The 4,162-nt window shown below is 66.1% G+C and carries 3 protein-coding genes and 1 pseudogene; 3 read left to right on the top strand and 1 reads right to left on the bottom strand.

The genetic code is table 11. The features are described from left to right. Positions 1 to 604, bottom strand: a pseudogene (locus tag DRB19_RS29085) (SUMF1/EgtB/PvdO family nonheme iron enzyme); the annotation flags it as partial. Positions 605 to 877: 273 nt separating this feature from the next. Here DRB19_RS29085 and DRB19_RS29080 point away from each other — a divergent pair. From DRB19_RS29080 to DRB19_RS29070, 3 genes are all read left to right on the top strand, one after another. Continuing rightward, complete coding sequence (locus DRB19_RS29080) at positions 878 to 2,692, top strand: sensor histidine kinase (RefSeq protein ID WP_162815954.1); 1,815 nt, start codon at positions 878 to 880, stop codon at positions 2,690 to 2,692. Between the two features lie 133 nt (positions 2,693 to 2,825). Continuing rightward, positions 2,826 to 3,458, top strand: coding sequence for a response regulator (locus tag DRB19_RS29075; RefSeq protein ID WP_114189423.1), 633 nt, complete (start codon positions 2,826 to 2,828; stop codon positions 3,456 to 3,458). A 157-nt stretch (positions 3,459 to 3,615) separates the two neighbouring features. After that, positions 3,616 to 3,894: a hypothetical protein gene (locus DRB19_RS29070; RefSeq protein ID WP_114189422.1), complete on the top strand. Its 279-nt coding sequence runs from the start codon at positions 3,616 to 3,618 to the stop codon at positions 3,892 to 3,894. Positions 3,895 to 4,162: the final 268 nt, after the last annotated feature.

Genomic DNA, 4,162 nt, shown 5'->3' with positions numbered 1-4,162 from the left:
GGCGGGAAGGCCGTGACCGGCGATGTGCGCTCGTAACCATCGAGCCGCGTATTCTGGAATGGAAAGGCGCCCTGCCACGTGTTGGCCATCTGACGGCCTTCCGGCGTGGGCTCGGCCCCCAGGCGAACTCGGTCCCGTCGAGTCCACCGCGAGCCGCGAACTCCCATTCGGCCTCGGTCGGCAGGTCCTTGCCGGCCCAATGGGCAAAGGCGAGCGCGTCCGCGTACGTCACGTGCACGACGGGATGGTTGTCGAGACCGTGGATGGTGCTCTTCGGGCCATAGGGATGGCGCCAGTCGGCACCCTTGAGCAGGGTCCACCACTGACTCCAGTTCTGGAGATCGACCGGATGGTTTGGCGGCGCGAAGACGAGCGAGCCGGCAAAGAGCATGTGCGGCAGGGCGCCGGGATAGTCCTTCGGATCGGGCCGCTTCTCGGCAAAGGTGACATGCCCGCTCGCCCGAACGAAATCGCGAAACTGCCGGTTGGTGACCGGCGCCCGGTCGATCCAGAACGCATTCACTGTCACGCGGTGGACCGGCGCCTCCTCGGGATAGTGCCGGTCCGAGCCCATCCGGAAGGTGCCGCCGGGAATTCGGATCATGTCGACGACGGGATGGTCTAGTTGCCCGTGGCTGTGACGACGGTGGAGTGTGGCCTGCGGCATGGGCGTTGCTCCGCTCCTGGCATGCTTGCAGTATTATCCGGCGCCCGGCCACCCGCCTATCAGGGTCCGTCCTGAAACTGATGGAGGCAAACCCTGATTTGGGCCTTCCACCGGCAACGGTGGCTGGAATCCAGCCCGAATGCGTCGGTCGGGTGCTAGGCTCGCAGCTTCATGTCAATCTCAGTCGACATAGTACCGGCTCAGGGTTTAATGTACGTTTTTGGACCGACGGTCCTCGTCGCGACCTCCGGTCTCGTTGCGTTGCCCTTGCGGCCGGAGGTCGCCGTCATGAGCGATGGCATCGTCCCGATGGTAGCGCGTTCCCTTCCAGGCCTGCCGCTCCGCCTGCGGCGCCGGGTTGCCCTGACCTTCACAGCCGTCATCCTCGTCACCTGCGTCGTCGCGGCGGCGCTGCTGCTCTCGCACGCTCTGCATGAGCGCCAGCACATCCGGGAGCGCGTCCTGGAGACGGCGATTGCGCTGTCCTTCAGGTTCGACCAGGAGGTGGCGGCAGGCAACTCCCTGCTGAAGGGCCTGTCCTCATCGCCTGCCCTGAAGTCTGGCGACGCCAAGGGCTTCTACGACCAGCTCAAGGCGACGCCCATCCCTGACGGCTCCTGGTTGATCCTTCAGGATCTGGAGGGGCAGGTTGCCAACACACTCCGGCCGTTCGGGGCAGTGCTTCCCCGACACCGGGACTTCCCAACCTATCCTGAGGCCATCAACCGGGTGCGCGAGCGCGGGTGGACGGTGTCGGGCCGCATGGCGAGCCTCGCGAAGCCCGGGACGACGATCATCGCGCTCAGCCTGCGGATCAACCACGACGACGGAACGATGAAAGGCTTCATCACCACCATCCTGTCGCAGGACCGCCTCGGGGCCATCCTGGGTGGTCAGGACACTCCCGAAGGGTCGACGCGAGGCCTCTATGACCGCAAGCTCCAGCCGATCGTGACCACGAGAGGGGCCGAGACGTCGTCGCGGATCCCCATGCCACACGCCCTCGCGGCGCGCCTCGCCGCCAACGGGAGCGAGACGGTCGAAGGCTTGATCGAGGATGTGGACGAGCGCGGAGTGCCAGTCCTGGTAGCATACCGCGGTTCCGGGGCAACGAACTGGACGACCGTGGTCGCGGTCCCGATCTCCCTCGTCAATGCACCGGTCACCGGCGTCCTGCGGCAAATGGCGGGAATGGCGACCTTCCTTGTTCTGGCCGGCGGCCTCGCCGCGCTGTTCACGGCCCGCCAGGTGGAGCAGCCGCTCCGAGCGCTGTCGGATCAGGTCACGGGAGCGAACAAGAAGGTCAGAGAACTGTCCGGGCAGTTGCTCGCCCTCCAGGAGGAGGAGCGGCAACGCATCGCCCGCGAGCTGCATGACTCAACGGCGCAGCATCTCGTGGCGGCACACCTCGGACTATCATCACTTGAGGCGGAGGTGCGGCAGAGCCCAGCGGGCCGCAAGATCTTGGCGGAGGTCGAGCGCCTGCTCACTGAGGCGCTCCGGGAGCTACGCATCTTCGCCTACCTGCTGCATCCGCCGAACCTGGCGAAGGATGGACTCCAGGCCACGTTGCGGGACTTCGCCGAAGGCTTCGCCGGGCGGACGGGGCTCGCCGCACGGATCCGGATTCCGGAGGAGGTTGACGAGCTGCCGCCGGACATGCAGCGGGCGGTCCTGCGCGTGGTGCAGGAGGCCCTCACCAACGTGCATCGGCACGCAAGCGCCTCGCACGTGTCAGTCGATGCCCGGATCACGTCCCGATACCTGGTCGTCCGCATCCGCGACAACGGACATGGCATGGCAGGCCCAGATGGGCCGATCCGGCTCGGCGTCGGTGTTGCAGGCATGCGGGCCCGCCTGGAGCACTTCGGTGGCGACCTGCGGATCCGGACGGGCCGGGGCGGCACTGTCATCGTCGCAATGGTCCCCGTCCCCAGTGCCGGCCGGGCGCCGCTCCCTGCCGGACGCCTGCGGATGACGTGGCTCTCAGGTCCAGCCAAGGCGGACGGCGAGGCCCTCTCCTGAAGATTCAGGGTCTGGCTCCCGTAGATTCAGGGTTTTGCGCAGGTGGGGTTGGCTGCCGGGAGGTGTATCCTGCCCTGGACTCGGGCTCACCGGAACGGCCGCAGGCACTGGGTCGCCGGAAGGAAGTCTCGTGATGACGCGTATTCTGATCGCCGACGATCACGACGTAGTCCGCTCTGGCGTCCGGGCCATCCTGGAAGGGCATGAGGGCTGGGAGGTGGTCGGCGAGGCCCGGGACGGCAAGGAGGCCATCGACCAGGCCCTGGCCACCCGGCCCGACATCGTGGTCCTCGACTATGCCCTGCCACTGGTGAACGGGGTCGAGGCCGCCCGGCAGATCCGGGGGCGTGTTCCAGGCGTGGAAATTCTCATCTTCACCATGCATGACACGGACAGCCTGGTGCGGGACGTTCTCGAAGCAGGTGCCCGGGGGTTCCTGCTCAAATCCGATGCCAGGCAGTTCCTGATCTCGGCGGTGGAGAGCCTAGCCATCCACAAGCCGTTCTTCACGGGCAAGGTCTCCGAGGCCTTGCTGGAAACCTACCTGTCGAAAGGCATTGCAGACCCATCGGCCCTCAGCTCCCGCGAGAAGGCCGTGGTGCAGCTCATCGCTGAGGGCAAGACGAACAAGCAGATCGCAGACATCCTCAGCATCAGCACCAAGACAGTCGAAACTCATCGGGCCACGGCTATGGGCAAGCTCAACCTCGACACGACTGCGGCGCTGATCCGCTATGCAATCCGCAACAAGCTGGTGGAGTGCTGATCGTGGTCAGCGATTGCACCATGCCCTTGATCATCGTCCGGACGGACAGGTCAGTGGGCGAGGTACGGTCCACCGGACGAAGATCATGGTGGCGTGCTGATGGTATCTCGTCGCTGTGCGCCGCCTTGGACTGCTACCACTCGCAGAGGAGGTTATCATGAGGGCATACCGGTTGGGGATTGCGTTGCTGGTTTCAGGAGCTTGTCTCAGCCCCGCCGCGGCTCAGCAGGTTCCGCGGCTTGACATCGACGCGACCTGCCGGGCCGCGCCGCGTCTGCTCGCGGAAGATGCCAACCCCTATGACGGCTGCGTGCAGGACGAGACGGACGCCGAGCGCAAGCTCAAGGCGATGTGGGGCAGCGCGGCGGCGGCCCACCGCGAGACCTGCGGGGGGAAGCCCAGATCGGCGGCTCGCCCAGCTACGTCGACATGCTGACCTGCCTGGAGATGGCCCAGGGCGCCGCGCCGACGAAGCCGCGCCGACAGCGCTCGCCTTGATGGGATCTCGCCCGATCCCGGTTCGGGCCGAAGGGAAAGCTATGGCCACGACGGCCCACCATAGCCCCTGAGGAGCTGCAACTCGTCAAACCGGCGGGCGCGGCGGAGTAGGCCATGAAGAACCGTGACACCCTCTCTCGCATGCCGAAGGAGCGGACCGATGCTTGAGCTTCTTCTCTGCTCGCTTTTGACCATTCTTCCTGATT

The organism is Microvirga aerophila, assembly GCF_003332305.1.
In the GTDB taxonomy this organism is placed as follows: domain Bacteria; phylum Pseudomonadota; class Alphaproteobacteria; order Rhizobiales; family Beijerinckiaceae; genus Microvirga; species Microvirga aerophila.
Note: the sequence above shows the minus strand (reverse complement) of the source record. Positions and strands in the feature narration are given on the sequence as shown.